This is a genomic window from Stappia sp., assembly GCF_048268045.1.
GTDB lineage: Bacteria > Pseudomonadota > Alphaproteobacteria > Rhizobiales > Stappiaceae > Stappia.
The window spans coordinates 168,613-189,921 of record NZ_JBLWWG010000002.1 but is presented as its reverse complement, the minus strand read 5'-3'; the positions used below and the strand labels follow the sequence as shown (position 1 = coordinate 189,921).

Below are 21,309 nucleotides of genomic sequence, written 5' to 3'. Positions count from 1 at the left end.
CTCAGGCCGCGACGCCTCGCAGCGTGCGCTCACGCTGAATGATCTCCGAGGCAAGCCGCAGATAGGCCTGGCTGCCCGAGCACTTGAGATCATAGAGAAGTGCCGGCTTGCCGTAGGACGGCGCCTCCGACACCCGCACATTGCGCGGGATCACCGTGTCGTAAACCGCATCGCCCATGGTCTCGCGGACATCCGCCACGACCTGCGCGGAGAGATTGTTGCGGCTGTCGTACATGGTCAGCACGATGCCATGGATCGAAAGCTCGGGATTGAGCGCCGTCTTGACCTGCTGGACGGTCGACAGCAACTGGCTGAGGCCCTCCAGCGCGAAGAACTCGCACTGCAGCGGCACCAGGATCGAGTGCGAGGCCGAAAGCGCGTTGATCGTCAGAAGGTTCAGCGACGGCGGACAGTCGATCAGCACATAGGTGAAGTCCGGCGCGCCCTCGGTCCGCCCGTGCTCGGCCAGCTCCGAGATCGCCTTGCGCAGCCGGTGCGCCCTGTCGGAGCTGCCCGCGATCTCCAGCTCGACGCCGAGCAGGTCCATCGTCGACGGCGCGACCCAGAGACGCGGAACATCCGTGTCCTGAAGCGTTTCGGCCAGGGAACAGTCGCCGGTCAGCACGTCATAGGTCGAGAGGTCGCGGTTACGCCGGTCGATGCCCAGGCCCGTGGAGGCATTGCCCTGCGGATCGAGGTCGATGACCAGCACGCGTTCGCCGATGGCGGCCAGCGCGGTGCCGAGATTGATTGCCGTGGTGGTCTTGCCGACCCCGCCCTTTTGATTGGCAAGTGCCAGGACACGCGGCGATTGAGGAAGCATGCTCATCCGGATCTAGCCTTTCCCTGTCGCACGACGGGGCCGGATCCGCGCTAGCGTCAGGATCCGGCTGTCGGGATCGATGAGACTTTCTCTTTCTACCAGATCGAAATCCCATTGGTGAGACGCTTGCGCGACCTCCTCGCGGAAATTTCTTCCCTTGTGGAAAATGGAAAGGGCGCCCGTCGCCGAAAACGGTTCGGCGTAGGCGCAAAGTTGCGAAAGATCGGCGAGCGCGCGCGCCGAGACCGCCGTCACCGGGCCGGCATCGCCAGGCTCCGCAACAAGCCGTGCACCGACCTTCTCCACCCGATCCGCGTGAACGCTCGCCGGACAGCCGGTCTCCCGGATCACCGCCCGGAGGAAGGCGACCTTGCGCTGGTTGCTCTCAATGAGATGCACATGCCCCCCTCCCCGCTCCATCATCACAATCGCGGTGACAAGACCGGGGAAGCCGGCGCCGCTGCCAAAATCGGCCCACACGCGGGCATCCGGCGCGCAATCCGCGACCTGCAGACTGTCGGCCACATGGCGCAGCCACACCTCGGACAGCGTCGACGGCGCGACGAGATTCTGCGCCTTCTGCCAGTGCAGCAGCAAATTCACATAAAGCGTCAAGCGCTCGACTGTTTCACGTGAAACGGAGAACCGTCCGTGAAGCACTTCCGGGCCATCCGTGGGGCTGAGAACCGCCGGTCTGCTCATGCCGCGTTCTCCCCGCCAGCCGCCTGGGCCGCGCGTCCCTCGACCGGTCGCGCGCTCTTTTTCACATAGGACAGCAGCAGCGTCAGCGCCGCCGGCGTCACCCCGTCGATACGCCCGGCCTGTCCGAGGGTCTCCGGACGCACCGTCTCCAGCTTCTGGCGCGCCTCGTTCGAAAGCCCTCTCACAAGCTGGTAGTCGAGATCGGCGGGAAGCCTCAGGGCCTCGTCGCGGCGCAGCGCCTCGACGTCGGCCGACTGGCGCTTCAGATAGACCGCATAGAGCGCATCGATCGCCACCTGTTGCGCACAGGCCGGATCGAGCGCCGCGATTTCCTCCGGCCACAACCGCGCAAGCGCGGCAAGGTCGATGTCTGGATAGGAAAGGAGATCATAGGCCGAGCGCCGAACGCCGTCCTGATTGATATGCAGGCCGGCACGGCGTCCGTCCTCGGGCGTCGCCGTCAGGCCATGCAGCCGTTCGGTGATGTCGGTGAGCATCCCCTGTTTGGCGCCAAAGGCCTCGCGCCGCCGCGCGCCAACGCAGCCAAGCGCGATGCCGAGCGGTGTCAGACGCTGGTCTGCATTGTCCGCGCGAAGCGACAGCCGATACTCGGCGCGCGAGGTGAACATGCGATAGGGCTCCGAAACGCCGCAAGTAACGAGATCATCGATCATCACGCCGAGATAGGCCTGGTCCCGGCCGAAGACCGCCGGCGCCGATCCGCCGACCTTGAGCGCCGCGTTGAGCCCGGCGACAAGCCCCTGGGCCGCGGCCTCCTCGTAGCCGGTCGTGCCGTTGATCTGCCCGGCAAGGTAGAGCCCCGGCAGGCGGCGCGTCTCCAGCGTCCGCGACAGCTCGCGCGGATCGACATGATCATATTCGATGGCATAGCCGATGCGCCGCACCTCGACATGTTCCAGCCCAGGGATGCTGCGCAGAAACGCCATCTGCACGTCCTGCGGAAGCGAGGTGGAAATGCCGTTCGGATAGACGGTGTCGTCGTCCAGGCCCTCGGGCTCCAGGAAAATCTGGTGCCCGTCCCGGTCGCCGAAGCGGACCACCTTGTCCTCGATCGAAGGGCAGTAGCGCGGCCCCTGACCGGTGATATTGCCGGAATACATCGCCGAGCGATGCAGGTTCTCGCGGATGATCGCGTGCGTCTCGGCCGTCGTGCGGGTGATGTGGCAGGAGATCTGCGGCGTCGTGATTGCATCCGTCAGCGCGGAAAATGGTTCCGGGTCCGAATCGCCCTTCTGCTCGTCCAGCCCACTCCAGTCGATGGTGCGGCCGTCGAGCCGCGCCGGCGTGCCGGTCTTGAGCCGGCCGAGCTGGAAGCCATGAGCAAGCAGCGACTCCGCCAGCCGCACCGCCGGCGCCTCGTCGGCCCGTCCTGCGGCAATGCGCTCGTCGCCGATATGGATGACGCCACGCAGGAAGGTGCCTGTCGTCAGCACCACGGCAGGCGCGGCAAGCTCCCGCCCGTCGGCAAGCCTGAGACCCGAGACCGCGCCACCGGAGACGAGCAGCTCCGCCGCCTCCCCCTCGACGACCTCAAGTCCGGCCGTGTCCAGGATCGCCGCCTGCATGGCGGCACGGTAGAGCTTGCGGTCGGCCTGGGCGCGCGGTCCGCGCACCGCGGGTCCCTTGCGCCGGTTGAGCAAGCGAAACTGAATGCCGGCGATATCCGCAACCCGCCCCATCAGACCGTCGAGCGCATCCACCTCGCGCACCAAGTGGCCCTTGCCGAGCCCACCGATCGCCGGATTGCATGACATCACGCCGACGGTGTCGAACCGGTGGGTGACCAGCGCCGTGCGCGCACCCGTCCGCCCGGCCGCCGCGGCCGCCTCGCAGCCGGCGTGCCCGCCGCCGATCACCACCACGTCGAAACGCGCGCCGCCCGCTGTCGGAACCTTCGGTCCGCGCGTTGATCCCGTCTCCGTCATTCCGTCGATCTCGTCCAGATGCTCAAGCCCTCGAGCCCGCCCGTGCCGGGCGTCCCGCGTAATCTGCGTGTCTTACACCATCCCGCCGGTGAAGACGACGACCATCCTAGACCGGAACGCATCCGAGTCGGTCGCCCCATTTCCGCGAACAGGCAGAATGCCGGAAGGCTCGGGACCGGCAAAGCGCGCAAGATCCGGCCTTTGCGTCTGTCATTACGGAGGAGTCTTCATATCGGTATGGAATCGATCCCGGGATTCCGCTGTTTCACGTGAAACGACCGTTTACTTGCCGATACAAAACTCGCCGAAAATCACGTCCAGCAGATCTTCGACGCCGAAACGGCCGGCAATCCTGCCAAGTGCCTCGCCCGCCAACCTCAGGTCTTCCGCCCTCAGTTCGAGCGGACGCGAGCTGTGGAGAGCCGCTTCGAGCGCCGCCACGGCGGTGTGCAGATGCACCTTGTGGCGCTCGCGGGTTGCTACCGCCTCGCCGATGCGCCCCATGCGGTCCTCCGCGAACCGGGCAAGATCGGCAATCAGCGCGTCGACCCCTGACCCTGTGCGCACCGAGATCCGGTGCCGTGGAGCACCGCCGGCATCGCTTGCCTCCGCCAGATCGGCCTTTGACGCGATCCGCCACAGCTCGGCGGCAAGATCCTCCGGCGGGCTCTCCGATGCGGTCGCCCCGTCTGTGTCCCCGGCCACCAGCCACAACGCGAGGTCGGCCGAGGCCGCCCGCGCCAGCGCCCGGCGGATGCCCTCGCGCTCGACCGCCCCACCCGCCTCGCGCAGGCCGGCGGTGTCGACCAGCGTCAGCGGATAGCCTCCGAGATCGAGATGCACCTCGATAACATCGCGGGTCGTGCCCGCCTCCTCGGCGACGATGGCGACATCCCGCCGCGCCAGCGCGTTGAGCAGGCTCGACTTGCCGGCGTTCGGCTTTCCGAGCAGCACCACCTGCAACCCGTCGCGGATGCGCTCGGCGCCCTTTGAGCGGTCGAGGTGTTCGCCGATGTCCCGCGCCAGCCGGGCCACATCCGCCCACATGCCCGCCGAAACATCGTCGGGCACATCCTCCTCGTCGGCGAAATCGAACTCCGCCTCGATCAGCGCCCGCGCCCGTACGATCCGTGATCGCCAGCCGTCGTAGAGCGCGCCAAGCGCGCCCCCGGCCTGGGCCAGTGCCATGCGCTGCTGCGCCTGCGTGTCGGCGGCGATCAGGTCAGCCAGTCCCTCCACCTCAAGAAGGTCGAGCCGGTCGTTGTCGAAGGCGCGCCGGGTGAACTCGCCGGGCTCCGCCGGCCGGCAGCCGTCGATGGCCGCCAGCGCCTCGAGCACGGAGGCGACAACCGCGCGCCCGCCATGGCAATGGATCTCGGCGACATCCTCGCCGGTGAAGCTCGCGGGGCCGGGAAGCCACAGCACCAGCGCCATGTCGAGAAGCGCGCCCGAGTGCGGATGACGCACCCGTTGCATCGTCGCGCGACGCGGCGCCGGCAGTCCCCCACACATCGTTTCGAGAACGAATCCGCTTTTCGGGCCGGAGACCCGGACAACGGCGACGCCGGCGGGAAGTGCACCGCTCGACAGGGCATGAATGGTGTCGTCGCTCACCGTTGCGTCTCCGAATCGAGGCGGGCGCCAAGGGCAGGCACCCTCGCCGGTGCGACAATGCAGCCCTTTGCCTTGTGTTCGTCGGTCACTGCCTTAACTCTCTCCATAGGGACCCGCGCCGGGACCGTCATCTCATAGCCGGGAACAGACATGACCGACAACCGCCTCGCAGGGGCCACCAGCCCCTATCTTCTTCAGCACAAGGACAATCCCGTTGCCTGGCGGCAATGGGGGCCGGAGGCGCTTGCCGAGGCGCGCGAGGCCGGCAAGCCGATCCTCCTGTCGGTCGGCTACGCCGCCTGCCACTGGTGCCACGTCATGGCCCACGAGAGCTTCGAGGACGACGAGGTCGCCGCCGTGATGAACGAGCTGTTCGTCAGCATCAAGGTCGACCGGGAGGAACGCCCGGACATCGACCAGATCTACATGAGCGCGCTGCATGCGCTTGGCGAACAGGGCGGCTGGCCGCTCACCATGTTCCTGACCAGTGACGCCGAACCGTTCTGGGGCGGCACCTATTTTCCCAAGACGGCGCGCTGGGGCCGTCCCGGTTTCATCGACGTGCTGCACGCGGTGGCCACGGCCTACAGGTCGGATCGGGAGCGAATCGAGCAGAACCGCGCCGGGCTGATGGCCCGCCTGCGGCAGATGCCCCGCGATATCGGCGCCAGGAACGCCATCGTCTCCGGGGCGATCGTCGCCGCCGCCGGCTCGCGCCTCGGCTCCCTGCTCGACCCGGTACACGGCGGCCTTCGCGGTGCCCCGAAGTTTCCGCAAGCACCCGTTATGGAGCTTCTGTGGCGGGCTGGCCTGCGCAGCGACCTGGGTCTGCGCGATGAAGTGCTCAAAGCCCTGCGAGAAATGAGCAACGGCGGCATCTACGATCATCTCGGCGGCGGCCTGTCCCGCTACTCGGTCGATGAACGCTGGCTCGTCCCCCACTTCGAGAAGATGCTCTACGACAACGCCCAGTACCTGCGCCATCTGTCACTGGCCATCGCCGCCGCCACCGACGCGGAGACCGTGGATTTGTTCCGCAGGCGACTCGATGAAACCGTCGCCTGGCTTCTGCGCGACATGCGCAACGGCGACGCCTTCGCTTCGAGCCTTGATGCCGACAGCGAGGGCGTCGAGGGCAAATACTATGTCTGGCAGGCGGATGAGGTGGTCGACATTCTCGGCCCCGACGATGCCACCCTCTTCAACCGCACCTACGATATTTCCAACGGCGGCAACTTCGAGGGCGCCAACATCCCCAACCGCCTGGCCGGCGACGACGACATCATCGGCGATGTTTCCGAGGAAGATCTGAAGGTCTGGCGCGACCGCCTGCTCGCGGTCCGCTCCGAACGGGTCCCTCCGGAACGTGACGACAAGGTTCTAGCGGACTGGAACGGCCACATGATATCGGCTCTCGCGGAGGCTGCCCTGCTTGTTTCACGTGAATCGTGGCGCGATGTCGCCGTCGATGCCTGGCACTTCATCGAGCGTGAGATGGACGGCAGCCAGGGCCTTGCCCATGCCTGGCGGGACGCCCGCGCCACACGTCCGGCCTTCGCGACCGACCACGCGGCGCTGATGCGTGCCGCCCTCTCGCTTGCCGAAACCGCGAAGGACAGCGAGGAGGCGGAGGCCTGGGTGTCCCGCGCCATGGACCATGCGGAACGTCTTGAGGCCGGCTATGCGCATGAAAACGGCGGTTACTGCCTGACTTCGTCCGCCGCCTCGGATGTGATCGTGCGGCCCTACTCCCCGCTCGACGAGGCGGTGCCGAACGCCAACGCCGTTGCCGCCGAGGCGCTGCTCCGGCTCTGGACGATCAGCGGCAGGCCGATATTCCGCAGCCGCGCGGAAGCCACCTTCAATGCCTTCGCAGGCGAAATCGCGGAAAATGTCTTTGGCACCGCGGGTCTGCTCTCAGCCCTCGACACCCGCGACAACGCGGTGCTGGCGCTTATCGTGACTGCGGACGGACAGCGCCCGACGACATTCGACGCCGCGCTCAGCGGTCTCGCCGATCCGGCCCTGGTAACCTTCCTCGCCCGGGACGGCGCCGACTATCCGGCAGAAGACCCTCGCCATGGCAAGATCGCCCAGGCCGGACGGCCGACCCTCTATCTGTGTCGCGAAGGGGCTTGCGCCGCCCCCCTGACCGATCCTTCCGCCATTGCCGAGGCTCTCGCCGGCCTTCGCTCCCGCGACTGAGGTTGCAAGCCCTAGGTGGCAGGGCGCGCCAGCCGGTAGAGCACATGGCGTGACAGGCGGTGATCCGGCGGCAGCAGCGGATGGGCGAAGTCGCCGTGTTCGTCGCGCGTCATTGCGATGCGACGCATCACGGCCTGGGACGGCAGATTGCCTTCGGCGGTGAACGCCACGATCTCATCGAGCCCAAGGGTTTCGAAGCCGAATCGAAGCCAGGCCTGGGCTGCCTCGGTGGCGATGCCACGCCCCCAGGCATCGCGGACCAGGCGCCAGCCGATCTCCATCGTCCCTTCTGCCCCGGGCACCACATAGCCCGGCCGGTTCAATCCGACAAAGCCCAGAAATCGCCCGGTCGCCTTCTCCTCCACCGGCTGAAAAGTAATATCCCCCGCCGCCTGCTTCTCCATCAGCCGCGCGAAGAACGTGTCGTTCTGGCTCGGCGACAGCGGCTCGGGGAAATGACGCATCACGTGCGGATCGGCGTTCATCGCGGCCAGATCGGAGCGGTCGGCTTCACGCCAGGGTCGAAGCACCAGCCGCTGCGTGGCAAGGATGGTCCCGTTGTCATCTGCTTGCATTGGCATTCTCATGCGGGCCTGCGCCGGATCTGTTTCAGACCCGAATCCATATGATTCACGTGAAACAGTCTCACACCCGTTCCGGTACCGAATCCACCCTTGACGCAAAACACCCGCACCGGAGGACCGATGCGGGTGTTTCACGTGAATCCCGATACCTGCCGGCGCGCCCCAGGCGCGTCGGAGTCAACAGGAGTTATCAGGTGTTCATGCTGTCGAAGAAATCGTCGTTGGACTTGGTCTGGCGCAGCTTGTCGAGCAGGAACTCGATCGCGTCCACGGTGCCCATCGGATTGAGGATGCGGCGAAGGACAAAGGTCTTCTTGAGCTTGACCGGATCGACCAGCAGCTCTTCCTTACGGGTACCGGAGCGCTGGATGTCGATGGCCGGGAACACGCGCTTGTCGGAGATCTTGCGGTCGAGGATGATCTCGGAATTGCCCGTGCCCTTGAACTCCTCGAAGATCACTTCGTCCATGCGGCTGCCGGTATCGATCAGCGCGGTCGCGATGATCGTCAGCGAGCCGCCCTCCTCGATGTTACGCGCCGCGCCGAAGAAGCGCTTCGGGCGCTGCAGGGCGTTGGCGTCGACACCACCGGTCAGCACCTTGCCCGAGGACGGCACGACAGTGTTGTAGGCGCGGCCGAGACGGGTGATGGAATCGAGAAGAATGACAACGTCGCGGCCGTGTTCGACCAGGCGCTTGGCCTTTTCGATGACCATCTCCGCGACCTGTACGTGACGCACCGCCGGCTCGTCGAAGGTCGAGGAGACGACCTCGCCATTCACCGTGCGCTGCATGTCCGTGACTTCTTCCGGACGCTCATCGATCAGCAGGACGATCAGGTAGCACTCGGGATGATTGGTTGTGATGGCCTTGGCGATGTTCTGCAGGAACACCGTCTTGCCGGTGCGCGGCGGCGCGGTGATCAGGGCGCGCTGGCCTTTGCCGAGCGGCGCAACGAGATCGATGATGCGCGACGAGTAGTCTTTCGTCGGCTGGCCTTCGACTTCCATCTTGAACCGGTCATCCGGATAGAGCGGCGTCAGATTGTCGAAGTGGACCTTGTGGCGGGCGTTTTCCGGGTCCTCGAAATTGATCTTGTTGACCTTGAGAAGGGCGAAATAGCGCTCGCCTTCTTTCGGGCTTCGGATCTCGCCCTCGACCGTATCGCCGGTGCGCAGGGAAAACCGGCGGATCTGCGACGGTGAAATATAGATGTCGTCCGGGCCGGGGAGATAGTTTGCGTCCGGGGAGCGAAGGAACCCGAACCCGTCTTGCAGAACCTCAACGACGCCCTCGCCGATGATGTCGATATCCTGCGCAGCGAGCTGCTTGAGGATCGCGAACATGAGCTCTTGCTTGCGCATCGTGCTCGCGTTTTCGACCTCATGCTCCTCGGCGAAGGCAAGGAGCTCGGTCGGCGTTTTGATCTTGAGATCGGAGAGTTTCATTTCCCGCATGGGCAAGGGACGGTCTTCTGCTAGAGGGATGATATTTTGCGTCGATCCTGCCAGACGTGCCGCCTGGCATGGGAATCGAAGGAAAGAAGGGATTTTCTGCGGGTCGCGAACCGGACAGGCCAGTGTCCGGTCTGGAGACGACCGGTTCCGTGAATTGGAACCTGAAACCATGCCCACAGGATTGAGGTTGGGCGAACCTACATTCTTCGTGCGCCTCGAGCAAGCGCGTTTTCGCGCCTCCGGCAAAGAACGTATAACAAAATTCGAAAGGAAAGGCGACAGGGAACGCTGCGTCACCTCGCCTTTCCGATCAGAACGGCTTGAGTACCACCAGAAGGACGATGCCGATCATCAGAACCGTCGGGATTTCGTTGACGATGCGATAGTGTCGGTCGGACTTCGTATTGGCATCCTTGGCGAAAGTCTTGACGCATTTCGACAGATAGCCGTGCAGGCCGCTCATCAGCAGCACGAGCGCAAGCTTTGCGTGGAACCAGCCGTCACGAAACACGTCCGCCTCGATCGCCACCCACAGACCGAAGATCCAGGTCGCGATCATCGCCGGGTTCATGATCGCCTTGAGCAGGCGACGCTCCATCACCTTGAAGATCTCGCTCCGCTCGCTGCCGGCGGGAACCTGCGCGTGGTAGACGAAAAGCCGTGGCAGATAGAACATCGCCGCCATCCAGGCGATGACCGACATGATGTGGAAGGCCTTCAGCCAGAGATAGAGCATCGCCTTATCCCCTCGGATCCGGAGCGGAGCGCACCAGTTCGATCATGCGGCCGACCTCTTCCGGGTCCGCCTCGGGGGTAACGCCATGCCCAAGGTTGAAGACCAGCGGTCCGTCGCCCAGAGTTTCCAGCACCCGCGCCACGCCTTCCGTCAGCGCCTCGCCGCCGGCGACCAGCCGCATGGGATCGAGATTGCCCTGTACCGGCACGATCTCCTGGATCTCGCGGGCAAGCGCGCCCGGCACCGTCCAGTCGAGGCCAACAGCATCAACGCCGGTCCCTTCGATGAAGCGTTTGATCCGTGCCGCGGATGCCTTCGGAAAGCCGATGATCTTTGCGTCCGGAACTTGTGCCCGAACCCCCTCGACGATGGCCCGCGTCGGCGCCACCGACCAGCGCTCGAAACCGGCATCGTCCAGGACGCCCGCCCAGGTGTCGAAGATCTGCACCGCGTCGGCCCCCGCCTGGAGCTGGCGCACCAGATAGCGGATCGAGGCAGTGACCAGTTCGTCGATGAACGACTGCATCAGCGCAGGATCGCGATAGGCGCCGATCCGGGCGGCGGTCTGGTCCTGGGTGGTATGCCCGGCGACCGAATAGCAGGCGACCGTCCACGGGGCACCGCAGAAGCCCAGGAGCGTGGTTTCCTCAGGAAGCTCGGCGCGCAGGCGCCGCACGGTCTCGATGACCGGATCGAGATGGCCCTCGGCGCGGGTCTGGTCGAGCGCCTCGACAAGGCTCGCCTTCAACGGCTCGAGAACCGGACCGCGCCCTTCCTCGAAGCGAACCGGGTATCCGAGCGCGTCCGGGACGACGAAAATATCAGAGAACAGGATCGCCGCGTCGAAGCCATAGCGCCGGATGGGCTGAAGGGTGACCTCCACCGCCAGATCCGTGTCGTAGCAGAACTCCAGAAAATTAACCTTACTTAAACGTGTACGGCGGTACTCAGGGAGATACCGGCCCGCCTGACGCATCATCCAGACGGGAGGGGGCCAGAGCCGTTCTCCGGCAAGAACCCGCATCACGCGCCGCGAACTGGTTTCCGTCACGAAGACCCCCATAAAAATAGAAAGAAGAATCCTTGAATAGGATTCTGTTGTTTTTGTTAGTCGGTGATGATCCGGGATTACCGGTTCTCGACACCCGTCCACATGACTCATTCGCATCGCGCTTGTCGAGCCGATGCGGTTGACGGCAAAACCGACTGAAGTCTTGATAACACGAAAATGTTCGCAGCTTCAATCGCTTGTCGGATCGTTAACGCTTTGTTAACTTTTAAGGCGGAGTGGCAAAACCTGGGGACGGGGAAGGAACAATCGGGTTGTCCACCTTTCACGGATCGTTTTCGGATCCGTCTCGCGCGCTGCTGTGGGCTGTTGATTGTTTCGAGACATCGGGCATGCTTTTCGGCGGCCCTCTCCAAAAGGCCCGATTTATGAGTCTTTTGAACACGTTGGCTGCGAGGCGGGGATAACAGCTTGGGAAAAGGTCGTAACTTCTTCCACCTGCACATGGTTTCGGACTCCACAGGCGAGACGCTGATGACCGTCGCCCGTGCCGCCGCCGCCCAGTATGAGGACGTGCAGGCCATCGAACATGTCTATCCGCTGGTACGCACGTCCCGGCAGCTCGACGACGTGCTGGCCGAGATCGAGCATGCGCCGGGCATCGTGCTCTACACGCTTGTCGACCCGGAACTGGCCGAGCGGCTGGAACGGGCCGGCCGGGCCCATGGCGTGCCCTGCGTCAACATCCTCTCGCCCGTCTTTTCCGTTTTCCAGTCCTATCTCAACGTGCGGGTGACAGGCCGCATCGGCGGCCAGCATGCGCTCGACGCGGAGTATTTCGACCGCATCGAGGCGCTGAACTTCACCATGCTGCATGACGACGGCCAGATCCCCGAGGATCTCGACGAGGCCGATGTGGTGCTTCTCGGCGTCAGCCGCACGTCGAAGACGCCGACCTGCATCTATCTCGCCAACCGGGGCATCAAGGCCGCGAACATCCCCATCGTTCCCGACATTCCGCTGCCGCCGCAGATCAACCATGTGCGCCGGGCGATGGTCGTTGCCGTGATTGCCTCGGTCGAGCGCATCCAGCAGGTCCGGCAGAACCGCATCCTGTCGCTCAACGCGGCCAGCTTCGGCAACGAGAGCTATGTCGACCGCCGCTCGATCGCCCGCGAGATTGCCATCACCCGCAAGCTCTGCGCCGAGCGCGGCTGGCCGGTGATCGATGTCACCCGTCGGTCCATCGAGGAGACGGCGGCGGAGATCATGAGCCTCTATCGCGCCCACAAGAGCGCGCTGGCCAAGGCTTTCTCCGCCTGATATCGCCTTTGGCGACACGGATTTCGTGACCAGAAGACCATGCCGGGAGACCTCATGACCGATCTTGTGCTCGCAAGCGGCAGCCGCATCCGCGCCGAACTCCTGACCAATGCGGGATTGTCCTTTGCCGTCGATCCCGCGCAGGTGGACGAACGTGCCGCCGAAGCCCCGCTGCTCGCGAGCGGGTCGTCGGCCGAGGACATCGCCAGCGTTCTCGCCGAGGTGAAGGCCCAGGACGTCAGCGCCCGCCATCCGGGCGCGCTTGTCATCGGCGCCGACCAGGTGCTCGAGTTCGATGGCGAGCGTCTGGTCAAGCCGGAGGACATGGAAGCCGCCCGCCGCCAGCTCCTCGCCATGTCGGGCAGGACCCATGCGCTCCACTCCGCTGCGGCGGTGGTGCGCGATGGGGAAACCCTGTGGACGCATGTTGGAACGGTACGCCTCAAGATGCGGAAATTCGGGCCGGAATTTGTCGGGCGCTATCTGGCGCGTGTTGGCGAGACGGCGTTGACAAGTGTCGGCGCCTATCAGCTCGAGGGGCCCGGCATCCAGCTCTTCGAGGCGATCGACGGCGACTATTTCACCGTTCTCGGCCTGCCCCTTCTGCCCGTGCTCGACGAACTTCGCCGGCTTGGAGCCATCGAGGCATGACGCGCCGCGTCGCCATCACCGGATCGCCGGTCGCCCATTCGCGCTCGCCGGTCATTCACCGCCACTGGCTGGCCGCCCATGATATCGATGGCACCTACGACAGGCTGGAGGTTGCCCCGGAAACGGCCGCGGATTTCTACCGCGATTTCGCAGCAAGCGGTCTCGTCGGCTGCAATGTCACCGTTCCCAACAAGGAAGCGGCGGCGGCGTCCTGCGACGAGCTCGACGATGCGGCGCGGGCCATGGGCGCGGTCAACACCATCTGGCTCGACGCCGAAGGCCGTGTCATGGGGGCCAACACCGATGGCCTCGGCTTCCTCGGCAATCTCGACCAGATCGTCCCGGGCTGGGATGGCGAGGTCGCGCACGCCACCGTGCTCGGCGCCGGCGGCGCTGCCCGCGCGGTGATCTGGGCGTTGCTCTCGCGTGGTGTGAAAACTGTGGCCATCGTCAACCGAACTCGCGACAAGGCCAGTGCCCTGGCCGAGCGTTTCGGAGCCGACTCCATCGCCATGGGATGGGATCAGCTTGGGGAGATCCTGGGGAAGACGGATCTCCTCGTGAACACCACCTCGCTTGGCATGCACGGCCAGCCGCCGCTGCAGATCGACCTCTCCCCGCTGTCGAAAACCGCGATCGTCAACGACATCGTCTATGTGCCGCTGGAGACGCCGCTGCTCGCGGCCGCCAGGGCGCGGGGCAATCGCGTGGTCGATGGCCTCGGCATGCTGCTGCATCAGGCGGTGCCCGGCTTCGAGCGCTGGTTCGGCGTCCGTCCGCGGGTGACGGAGGATCTTCGCGCCGCTCTTCTCGCCGATCTCGGGATGTCGGAATGATTGTCCTCGGCCTCACCGGGTCGATCGGCATGGGCAAGTCGACGACGGCCGGGATGTTCGCCGACGCGGGCGCCGCCGTCTATGACGCCGATGCCGCCGTCCACGCGCTCTACCGGGGCGAGGCGGTGCCGCTGGTCGAGGACGCCTTTCCCGGCACGACAAGCGGGGGAGCCGTCGACCGCAAGCGTCTCGGCCGGCTGGTGATCGGCGACGCCGACGCGATGAAGCGGCTGGAGGCCATCGTCCATCCGCTTGTCCACGCGCGCGAACGGGCGTTTCTGGACGATGCGCGCGCCACCGGTGCCCGTGTCGCCGTTCTCGATATTCCGCTGCTGTTCGAGACCGGGGCGCAGGGGCGCGTCGGTCCGCGCGTCGTTGTCACCGCCAGTCCCGAGGTCCAGCGCGCCCGCGTGCTGGCGCGTCCCGGCATGGATGAGGCGACCTTCGAGGCGATCCTCGCCAAGCAGATGCCCGATGCCGAAAAGCGCCGCCGCGCCCATTTCCTTGTGGATACCGGCCAGGGGATCGACCACGCCGGCCGCGCGGTTGCCTCAATTCTGCGCGCCGTTGCAGCCCTTGGCTGAGCTGCGGGGCATGTGTGAAGGTGGTGGAAAACACGTCTCACAAATCCTGGACGGATTGTTGAGAACGGATGTGTTCTTGTCCGTGCGAGACAGGTCCCGGAGACTTGCCTAAGACAGGTGCCGGAACGCGCGCCCCGAGCCGGGTCCCCGGCCCGCCATCCCGCAACACATCATCCGCACAGGCTTCCCCGACATGCGCCGCGAAATCGCCTTCGACACCGAGACCACCGGCCTTGATCCGCGAAACGGCGACCGGCTGGTGGAAATCGGCGGGGTCGAGCTCGTCAACCACGTGCCGACCGGGCGCACCTATCACGTCTACCTGAACCCCGAGCGCGACATGCCGATCGAGGCGTTCAACGTGCACGGCCTGTCCGAGGAGTTCCTGTCGGACAAGCCGAAGTTCGCCGAGGTGGCGGAGGAGTTCCTCGAGTTCGTCGGCGACGGTCTGCTGGTCATCCACAACGCCAGCTTCGACATGGGCTTCATCAACATGGAGCTTGCCCGCATCGGCCGCGGTCCCATCCCGAACGAACAGGTGCTCGACACGCTCGCCATCGCCCGGCGCAAGCATCCAGGCTCCCCGGCCTCGCTCGATGCGCTCTGCTCGCGCTATGGCATCGACAATTCGCGACGCACACGGCACGGCGCGCTTCTCGACAGCGAGATCCTCGCCGAGGTCTATATCGAGCTGATCGGCGGCAAGCAGGCCGGTCTGTCCTTCGCCTCGGCCGAGGAGGAGGAGCAGAGCCTGCGCGACGCTGGCGGCCTGGGTGCCACCCGCAAGCCCGCCCGCCAGCGGCCGGTGCCGCTGCCCTCCCGCCTCGACGAGGCGGCCCTTGCCCGTCACCGCGCGTTTGTCGCCGGCATGGGCGACAACGCCCTGTGGCGGGCCTACGACGGCGAGACCTGAGCGCCCAGCTCGATTGATTTCCTGGCGGAAACGAAAAACGCCCCGGTCTCGGCCGGGGCGTTTTCATGAAAGCAGGGAGGCGGCGGCGCCTCACAGCATCGACGGCAGCACCCGGTCGGGCGGACGGTGGCCGTCCATGAAGGTCTTGATGTTGATGATCACCTTCTCGCCCATGTCGACGCGACCCTCGACGGTGGCCGATCCCATGTGCGGCAGCAGCACCACCTTGTCGGAGGCGACGAGCTTCGGGTTGACCGCCGGCTCGTGCTCGAACACGTCGAGCCCGGCGCCGGCCAGGTGGCCACTTTCGAGCTGACGGATCAGGGCCGCCTCGTCGATCACCTCGCCGCGCGCGGTGTTGACCAGATAGGCATTGGGCTTCATCAGCTTCAGCCGGCGAGCGGAGAGCAGGTGATAGGTCGCCGGCGTGTGCGGGCAGTGCACCGAGACGACGTCCATGCGGGCGAGCATCTGGTCGAGGCTTTCCCAGTAGGTCGCCTCGAGCTCCTCCTCCACCGCGTCCGGAACGCGGCGGCGGTTGTGATAATGGATCGACATGCCAAAGGCCTTGGCCCGGCGCGCCACCGCGCGGCCGATGCGGCCCATGCCGATGATGCCGAGCCGCTTGCCCCAGATCCGGTGACCGAGCATCCAGGTCGGGGACCAGCCGGTCCACGCGCCCTGCTCCAGCACCTTGATGCCTTCCGACATGCGCCGCGGCACGCTGAGGATCAGCGCCATGGTCATGTCGGCGGTGTCCTCGGTCAGGACCCCCGGCGTGTTGGTGACGGTGATGCCGCGGTTGTTGGCGGTGATGACGTCGATGTTGTCGACGCCATTGCCGAAGTTCGCGATCAGCTTGAGGTTGGGCCCCGCCTGGGAAAGAACGGCGGAATCGATACGGTCGGTGACGGTCGGCACCACCACATCGGCGGTCTTCACTGCCTCGACGAGTTCCGCCTGGCTCAGCGGATGGTCGGTCTCGTTCAATCGTGTCTCGAAAAGTTCGCGCATGCGCGTTTCGACGACATCCGGCAGTTTCCGGGTCACGACGACCAGCGGCTTCTTCTTCGGCATGCTCCTCGCCTTCCGCACTCTATTGAGGGCTCGTTAACCCTGCCTGATCCAAACTGCGTCGTCTCCTGATCCCGACGATGCAACAGACCCGTCCTCATTACCAGATGACCGGGTCAAAACAAGGGATCGGCTTCGATTGATTCCGCCCGCACCCCTCCCGGATGCCGGGGGGGATCGGCGAAACTGCCTTGAAATCGCGCGATTCGCGCGGTCAGGGTGGCGACACGTTCCCGACGAAAGTGCAAGGCTGGATGCGCGCCCTCCCCGCGCGGGTCCGCCCGCCGATTGCCCGGCGAAGAAGAAGGATTGTCCAGAGATGTTGCGTCGTCCCTCAGGCAGAAACGGTGTCCAGGCGTTCGCGACCCCGGTTCTCGCCGTGACGCTCGCCCTGGCGCTTGCCATCCTCGCCTGCTGGCCCGCGCGCGAGGCCGCGGCGCAGGCCACCACCACCGGCCCGAGCGGCTTCCCGGTGCCCCGCTTCGTCAGTCTCAAGTCGGACCGCGTCAACGTGCGCGTCGGCCCGAGCCGCGAGCACCGCATCGGCTGGACCTTCGTGCGCTCCGGTCTTCCGGTGGAGATCGTCCAGGAGTTCGAGAACTGGCGTCGCATCCGCGATTGGGAGGGCGACGAGGGATGGGTGTTCCATTCGCTGCTGACCGGCCGGCGCACGGCGCTGGTCACCCCCTGGGAGCAGACGGGGGTGACGCCCCTGCGCGCCGATCCGCGTTCGGACGCCGGCGTTGTCGCCGAGCTTGAGCCCAATGTGCTTGCCAATGTCGAAAGCTGCGCGAAAGGCTGGTGCAGCATTTCCGGCCGTGGCTTTTCCGGCTGGGTCGACCAGACGCGGCTCTTCGGCGTCTACCCGGACGAAACCTTCAACTGAACCCGTCCCGCCGGATCGCTTCGGCGGGTGTCAAACGCAAACGGCCCCGCGGGCTTGCGCCGGCGGGGCCGTGGAAACGTTCGCGCGTGTCGCGAGCGGTTGCCGTTCAGGCTTCCTCGCTCTCGAGAGCCTGGGCTTCCTGCGTCTTCAGTGCGCCAAGGCGCGGCATCGACACGGTGTTGTAGCCGCTGTCGACGAAATGAACCTCGCCGGTGACGCCGGACGACAGGTCGGACAGCAGGTAGAGCGCCGAGCCGCCGACCTCGTCGATGGTGACGGTGCGGCCAAGCGGCGAATGCTGCTTCTGGTAGTTGAACATCACCCGCGCGTCGGACACGCCGGAGCCGGCGAGCGTGCGCACGGGGCCGGCGGAGACGGCGTTGACGCGCACGTTCTTCTCGCCGAAGTCCATCGCCAGGTAGCGCACGGAGGATTCAAGCGCCGCCTTGGCCACGCCCATGACGTTGTAGTTCGGCATCACCCGGTTCGATCCGCCGTAGGTCAGCGTCACCATCGACCCGCCATCGGTCATCAGAGCCGCCGCCCGCTTGGCGATTTCCGTGAAGGAGAAGCAGGAAATCACCATGGTACGCACGAAATTCTCGCGCGTCGTGTCGGCATAGCGGCCGCGCAGTTCCGACTTGTCGGAAAAGGCGATGGCATGGACGAGGAAATCGATGGAGCCCCACTCTTCGCGCAGCGTGTCGAAGACGCTGTCGACCGTGGAGACGTCCTCGACGTCGCACGGCAGCAGCAGCTTCGCGCCGACGCTTTCGGCGAGCGGCTTCACACGGCGTCCGAATGCTTCGCCCTGATAGGTGAAGGCAAGTTCCGCGCCGTGCTCGGCGAGCGTGCGTGCGATGCCCCATGCAATGGAGTGATCGTTCGCGACGCCCATGACGAGACCGCGTTTGCCCTTCATAAGCCCGCTCATTCCCTACTCCTGCAAGAGAACCGGCCGGCGGGTGCAAGACCCGCGCACGCCGGTGGTATCGTGTTGTCCGTCAGGCGCCGTATCGGCGAAGCACAACGGTTGCGTTGGTGCCGCCAAAGCCGAAGCCGTTGGACATGATCGTGGTGAGGCCGGCGTTGTCGATGCGTTCGCGCACGATCGGCACGTCCTCGAAGACGGGATCGAGTTCTTCGATATGCGCCGAGGCGGCGATGAAATCGCCCTGCATCATCAGCAGCGAATAGATCGCTTCATGCACGCCGGCCGCGCCGAGGGAATGACCGGACAGGGACTTGGTCGCGGAGATGCGCGGCATGTTCTTGCCGAACACCGTGCGCATCGCCTCGACTTCGCGCTCGTCGCCGACCGGGGTCGAGGTCGCATGCGGATTGACGTAGTCGATCGGGTCCTTGACGTCCTGCAGCGCCAGCTTCATGCAGCGCGCCGAACCCTCGCCCGAGGGAGCGACCATGTCGTATCCGTCCGACGTCGCGCCATAGCCGACGACCTCGGCGTAGATCTTCGCGCCGCGCGCCTTGGCGTGCTCCAGCTCCTCGAGCACGACGATGCCGCCGCCACCGGCGATGACGAAGCCGTCGCGGTTCTTGTCGAAGGCGCGCGAGGCGTTGAAGGCGGTGTCATTGTACTTGCTCGACATGGCGCCCATGGCGTCGAACAGGTTCGACAGCGTCCAGTCGAGATCCTCGCCGCCGCCGGCGAAGACCACGTCCTGCTTGCCCCACTGGATCAGCTCGGCCGCGTTGCCGATGCAGATGTTGGTGGTCGCGCAGGCCGCGGAGATCGAATAGTTGACGCCGTGGATCTTGAACGGCGTGGCGAGCGTCGCGGAATTGGTCGAGCTCATCGCCTTGGGGACGGCCGTCGGGCCGATGCGGCGCGGGCCCTTCTCGCGGGTGATATCGGCGGCCTCGACGATGGTGCGGGTGGACGGACCGCCCGAACCGACGATGATGCCGGTGCGCTCGTTCGAGACCTCGTTGTCCTCAAGGCCCGCGTCGGCGATTGCCTGCTGCATCGACATATAGGCCCAGGCCGAGCCCGGACCCATGAAGCGCGTGGTGCGGCGGTCGAGCGCCTCGAAGGGGTCGACGGTCGGCGCGCCATGGACGTGGCATCGGAAGCCCAGCCGAACGTAGTCTTCCGCGGGGACGATACCCGACTTGCCTTCGCGAAGGCTCGCCGTGACTTCCTGGGTGTTGCCGCCAAGCGACGACACGATCCCCATCCCGGTAATAACCACCCGCCTCATTGCGGTCTCCCGTATCTTCCGGCCGTGCGCGCTGCGTGCGGCCCTCGAAATCTGCCTTGTCTGGATCGCTCACGCCAAGCGGGGCGTGAGGACATGCGCGCGTACCGCGCCGCGGCCGCCAGTGTCCGGTCCGCCGGGCTTGCGACCCGCATCTGCGCGTCGTCTCCCGAACAACCAGATAGGCGGCATGGCGGCGCGGATCAATCATCCGTCTTGCGGCGATGCAGCAAGTAGCGCCTGGCGCTGCGTAATCAGGCGGTGCGGAAAAGCCCGACGCGCAGATCGGTCGCCTGGTAGATCTTTTCGCCGTCCGCCTTCAGCCAGCCGTCGGCGATGCCGAGCACCAGCCGTCCGCGCCGCAGCTTCTTGATGTCGACGCCGTATTCGACCAGCTTGACGTCCGGCGTCACCATCTTGGAAAACTTGATCTCGCCGGTCGACAGGGCGCGGCCCTTGCCCGGCTCGCCGAGCCAGCCGAGGAAGAAGCCGGTCATCTGCCACAGGGCGTCGAGACCGAGACAGCCCGGCATCACCGGATCGCCCTGGAAATGGCAGGGAAAGAACCACAGGTCCGACTTGATATCGAGTTCGGCGCGGACATGGCCAAGGCCGTGCTCGCCACCGTCTTCCGAGATCTCGGTGATCCGGTCGAACATGAGCATCGGCGGCAGCGGCAGCTGCGCGTTGCCGGCGCCGAAAAGCTCGCCGCGTCCACAGGTCAGCAGGTCTTCGTAGGAATAGCTCGATTGCCGCACGTTGATCCAATCCCGCATGTTCGTGTTGCTCCGGTTCGCTCTCCGCCAGTGCCTGACGGATGACGCCGAAGTCTGTTGCCGACGCGCTTACTAACATAGGGTCCCGCGCTCCGAAAGCCCGTGGGACGCCGCCGGGGCGGCGAAAATTGCCGCAAGCGGCTCCGGGCGGGGTGAGCGCCGGCGGCCCCGTGCTCCCCGTTCCGGGACCGGGGAAATCCGCACTTCGCGGGGCAAATGCTTTCGTGTACTGTGAAACACGACTGGCGGCGCGGGAACGCCTCCCCATATCAGGGGAAGGAACGGCCTTGTCGACGGGCGGCGGGGATCTCCCTGGGGAGATGCCATTTGACCGCCGGGAAGCGTGCGCTCCGCCTGCCCTTGCGCAAGCAGGGCGGTTCGTGGCAGAAAACCGCCATCGGCGGGGTTTCGAACGCCGCGCCCGGCCCATCCGCGGTTTCGCGGGATGTGGCGGCGGAGACGAACAATCGGTGCGGTGGCGACGACAGGGGTCGCGGCCATCGCGGGAACGACGGCGAAAGGCGGCAAGGCGACGTGAAGGAACGGCAGGAACAGCGCAGGGTTCAGGACATGTTGCGGATCGCGGGGCTTCGCCCGACGCGGCAACGGGTCGCGCTTGCCGAAATTCTCTATTCGCGCGGCAACCGTCATGTCTCCGCCGAGCTTTTGCACGAGGAGGCGGAGGCCGCCAACGTCCCGGTGTCTCTTGCCACCGTCTACAACACGCTGCACCAGTTCACCGAGGCGGGCCTGCTGCGCGAGGTCGCGGTCGAGGGCACCAAGACCTATTTCGACACCAACACCGACGACCACCACCACTTCTTCATCGAGGGAGAGAACAAGGTGGTCGATATCCCCGGCTCCGGCGTCAGCATGGCGAAGCTGCCCGAGGCGCCCGAGGGCATGGAAATCGTCCGCGTCGACGTGGTTGTGCGCCTGCGTCGCAAGGACTGACGCACGGCGGTCGCCCGT

20 protein-coding genes are annotated in these 21,309 nt (G+C 65.6%); 8 read left to right on the top strand and 12 right to left on the bottom strand.

All coding sequences use genetic code 11. From position 1 onward, the window contains the following. Position 1: 1 nt before the first annotated feature. The 4 genes from ACN0WF_RS03410 to mnmE all read right to left on the bottom strand — a co-directional run bounded on the left by ACN0WF_RS03410 (position 2) and on the right by mnmE (position 5,085). Positions 2 to 829, bottom strand: a complete 828-nt coding sequence (locus ACN0WF_RS03410; RefSeq protein ID WP_417771373.1) for a ParA family protein — start codon at positions 827 to 829, stop codon at positions 2 to 4. 6 nt (positions 830 to 835) lie between these two features. Further along, positions 836 to 1,525: a 16S rRNA (guanine(527)-N(7))-methyltransferase RsmG gene (gene rsmG, locus ACN0WF_RS03405; RefSeq protein ID WP_417771372.1), complete on the bottom strand. Its 690-nt coding sequence runs from the start codon at positions 1,523 to 1,525 to the stop codon at positions 836 to 838. Continuing rightward, positions 1,522 to 3,471: a tRNA uridine-5-carboxymethylaminomethyl(34) synthesis enzyme MnmG gene (mnmG, locus tag ACN0WF_RS03400; RefSeq protein ID WP_417771371.1), complete on the bottom strand. Its 1,950-nt coding sequence runs from the start codon at positions 3,469 to 3,471 to the stop codon at positions 1,522 to 1,524. The genes rsmG and mnmG overlap by 4 nt, the downstream gene beginning before the upstream one ends. Before the next feature lie 282 nt (positions 3,472 to 3,753). Beyond that, positions 3,754 to 5,085 (bottom strand): tRNA uridine-5-carboxymethylaminomethyl(34) synthesis GTPase MnmE, encoded by a 1,332-nt coding sequence (mnmE, locus tag ACN0WF_RS03395; RefSeq protein WP_417771370.1) that lies wholly within the window; start codon positions 5,083 to 5,085, stop codon positions 3,754 to 3,756. Positions 5,086 to 5,235: 150 nt separating this feature from the next. On the opposite strand from mnmE, the gene ACN0WF_RS03390 reads away from it, so the two are divergent. Beyond that, the gene (locus tag ACN0WF_RS03390) at positions 5,236 to 7,290 is read left to right on the top strand and encodes a thioredoxin domain-containing protein (RefSeq protein ID WP_417771369.1); all 2,055 of its coding nucleotides are present in this window, start codon (positions 5,236 to 5,238) and stop codon (positions 7,288 to 7,290) included. An 11-nt stretch (positions 7,291 to 7,301) separates the two neighbouring features. Here the strand turns inward: ACN0WF_RS03390 and ACN0WF_RS03385 are convergent, their stop codons facing one another. From ACN0WF_RS03385 to hemE, 4 genes are all read right to left on the bottom strand, one after another. Next, positions 7,302 to 7,865 (bottom strand): GNAT family N-acetyltransferase, encoded by a 564-nt coding sequence (locus tag ACN0WF_RS03385; protein WP_417771368.1) that lies wholly within the window; start codon positions 7,863 to 7,865, stop codon positions 7,302 to 7,304. A 199-nt stretch (positions 7,866 to 8,064) separates the two neighbouring features. Further along, the gene (rho, locus tag ACN0WF_RS03380; RefSeq protein ID WP_417771367.1) at positions 8,065 to 9,330 is read right to left on the bottom strand and encodes a transcription termination factor Rho; all 1,266 of its coding nucleotides are present in this window, start codon (positions 9,328 to 9,330) and stop codon (positions 8,065 to 8,067) included. 310 nt (positions 9,331 to 9,640) lie between these two features. After that, complete coding sequence (hemJ, locus tag ACN0WF_RS03375) at positions 9,641 to 10,066, bottom strand: protoporphyrinogen oxidase HemJ (RefSeq protein ID WP_417771366.1); 426 nt, start codon at positions 10,064 to 10,066, stop codon at positions 9,641 to 9,643. A gap of 4 nt (positions 10,067 to 10,070) precedes the next feature. Continuing rightward, positions 10,071 to 11,117: a uroporphyrinogen decarboxylase gene (gene hemE, locus ACN0WF_RS03370; RefSeq protein WP_417771365.1), complete on the bottom strand. Its 1,047-nt coding sequence runs from the start codon at positions 11,115 to 11,117 to the stop codon at positions 10,071 to 10,073. A 462-nt stretch (positions 11,118 to 11,579) separates the two neighbouring features. On the opposite strand from hemE, the gene ACN0WF_RS03365 reads away from it, so the two are divergent. From ACN0WF_RS03365 to dnaQ, 5 genes are all read left to right on the top strand, one after another. Next, positions 11,580 to 12,398, top strand: coding sequence for a pyruvate, water dikinase regulatory protein (locus tag ACN0WF_RS03365; protein ID WP_417771708.1), 819 nt, complete (start codon positions 11,580 to 11,582; stop codon positions 12,396 to 12,398). A 54-nt stretch (positions 12,399 to 12,452) separates the two neighbouring features. Then, positions 12,453 to 13,049: a Maf-like protein gene (locus ACN0WF_RS03360; protein ID WP_417771364.1), complete on the top strand. Its 597-nt coding sequence runs from the start codon at positions 12,453 to 12,455 to the stop codon at positions 13,047 to 13,049. Then, on the top strand, positions 13,046 to 13,885 hold the full coding sequence (locus tag ACN0WF_RS03355) for a shikimate dehydrogenase (RefSeq protein ID WP_417771363.1): 840 nt from the start codon (positions 13,046 to 13,048) through the stop codon (positions 13,883 to 13,885). The genes ACN0WF_RS03360 and ACN0WF_RS03355 overlap by 4 nt, the downstream gene beginning before the upstream one ends. Continuing rightward, positions 13,882 to 14,469 carry a dephospho-CoA kinase gene (gene coaE, locus ACN0WF_RS03350; RefSeq protein ID WP_417771362.1) on the top strand — a complete coding sequence of 196 codons (588 nt, stop codon included), beginning with the start codon at positions 13,882 to 13,884 and terminating at the stop codon, positions 14,467 to 14,469. Before ACN0WF_RS03355 ends, coaE begins: the two co-directional genes overlap by 4 nt. Positions 14,470 to 14,662: 193 nt before the next feature. Further along, positions 14,663 to 15,382, top strand: a complete 720-nt coding sequence (gene dnaQ, locus ACN0WF_RS03345) for a DNA polymerase III subunit epsilon (RefSeq protein WP_417771361.1) — start codon at positions 14,663 to 14,665, stop codon at positions 15,380 to 15,382. A gap of 90 nt (positions 15,383 to 15,472) precedes the next feature. On the opposite strand, the gene ACN0WF_RS03340 is transcribed toward dnaQ, so the two are convergent. Next, positions 15,473 to 16,459: a 2-hydroxyacid dehydrogenase gene (locus tag ACN0WF_RS03340; RefSeq protein WP_417771360.1), complete on the bottom strand. Its 987-nt coding sequence runs from the start codon at positions 16,457 to 16,459 to the stop codon at positions 15,473 to 15,475. Positions 16,460 to 16,775: 316 nt separating this feature from the next. On the opposite strand from ACN0WF_RS03340, the gene ACN0WF_RS03335 reads away from it, so the two are divergent. Continuing rightward, positions 16,776 to 17,342 carry an SH3 domain-containing protein gene (locus ACN0WF_RS03335; protein WP_417771359.1) on the top strand — a complete coding sequence of 189 codons (567 nt, stop codon included), beginning with the start codon at positions 16,776 to 16,778 and terminating at the stop codon, positions 17,340 to 17,342. 106 nt (positions 17,343 to 17,448) lie between these two features. On the opposite strand, the gene fabI is transcribed toward ACN0WF_RS03335, so the two are convergent. The 3 genes from fabI to fabA all read right to left on the bottom strand — a co-directional run bounded on the left by fabI (position 17,449) and on the right by fabA (position 20,325). After that, positions 17,449 to 18,276, bottom strand: a complete 828-nt coding sequence (gene fabI, locus ACN0WF_RS03330) for an enoyl-ACP reductase FabI (RefSeq protein WP_417771358.1) — start codon at positions 18,274 to 18,276, stop codon at positions 17,449 to 17,451. A 70-nt stretch (positions 18,277 to 18,346) separates the two neighbouring features. Beyond that, positions 18,347 to 19,564 carry a beta-ketoacyl-ACP synthase I gene (fabB, locus tag ACN0WF_RS03325; protein WP_417771357.1) on the bottom strand — a complete coding sequence of 406 codons (1,218 nt, stop codon included), beginning with the start codon at positions 19,562 to 19,564 and terminating at the stop codon, positions 18,347 to 18,349. Between the two features lie 251 nt (positions 19,565 to 19,815). Then, complete coding sequence (fabA, locus tag ACN0WF_RS03320; RefSeq protein ID WP_417771707.1) at positions 19,816 to 20,325, bottom strand: 3-hydroxyacyl-[acyl-carrier-protein] dehydratase FabA; 510 nt, start codon at positions 20,323 to 20,325, stop codon at positions 19,816 to 19,818. Positions 20,326 to 20,871: 546 nt separating this feature from the next. On the opposite strand from fabA, the gene irrA reads away from it, so the two are divergent. After that, positions 20,872 to 21,291 carry an iron response transcriptional regulator IrrA gene (gene irrA / locus ACN0WF_RS03315; RefSeq protein WP_417771356.1) on the top strand — a complete coding sequence of 140 codons (420 nt, stop codon included), beginning with the start codon at positions 20,872 to 20,874 and terminating at the stop codon, positions 21,289 to 21,291. Positions 21,292 to 21,309 lie beyond the last annotated feature (18 nt).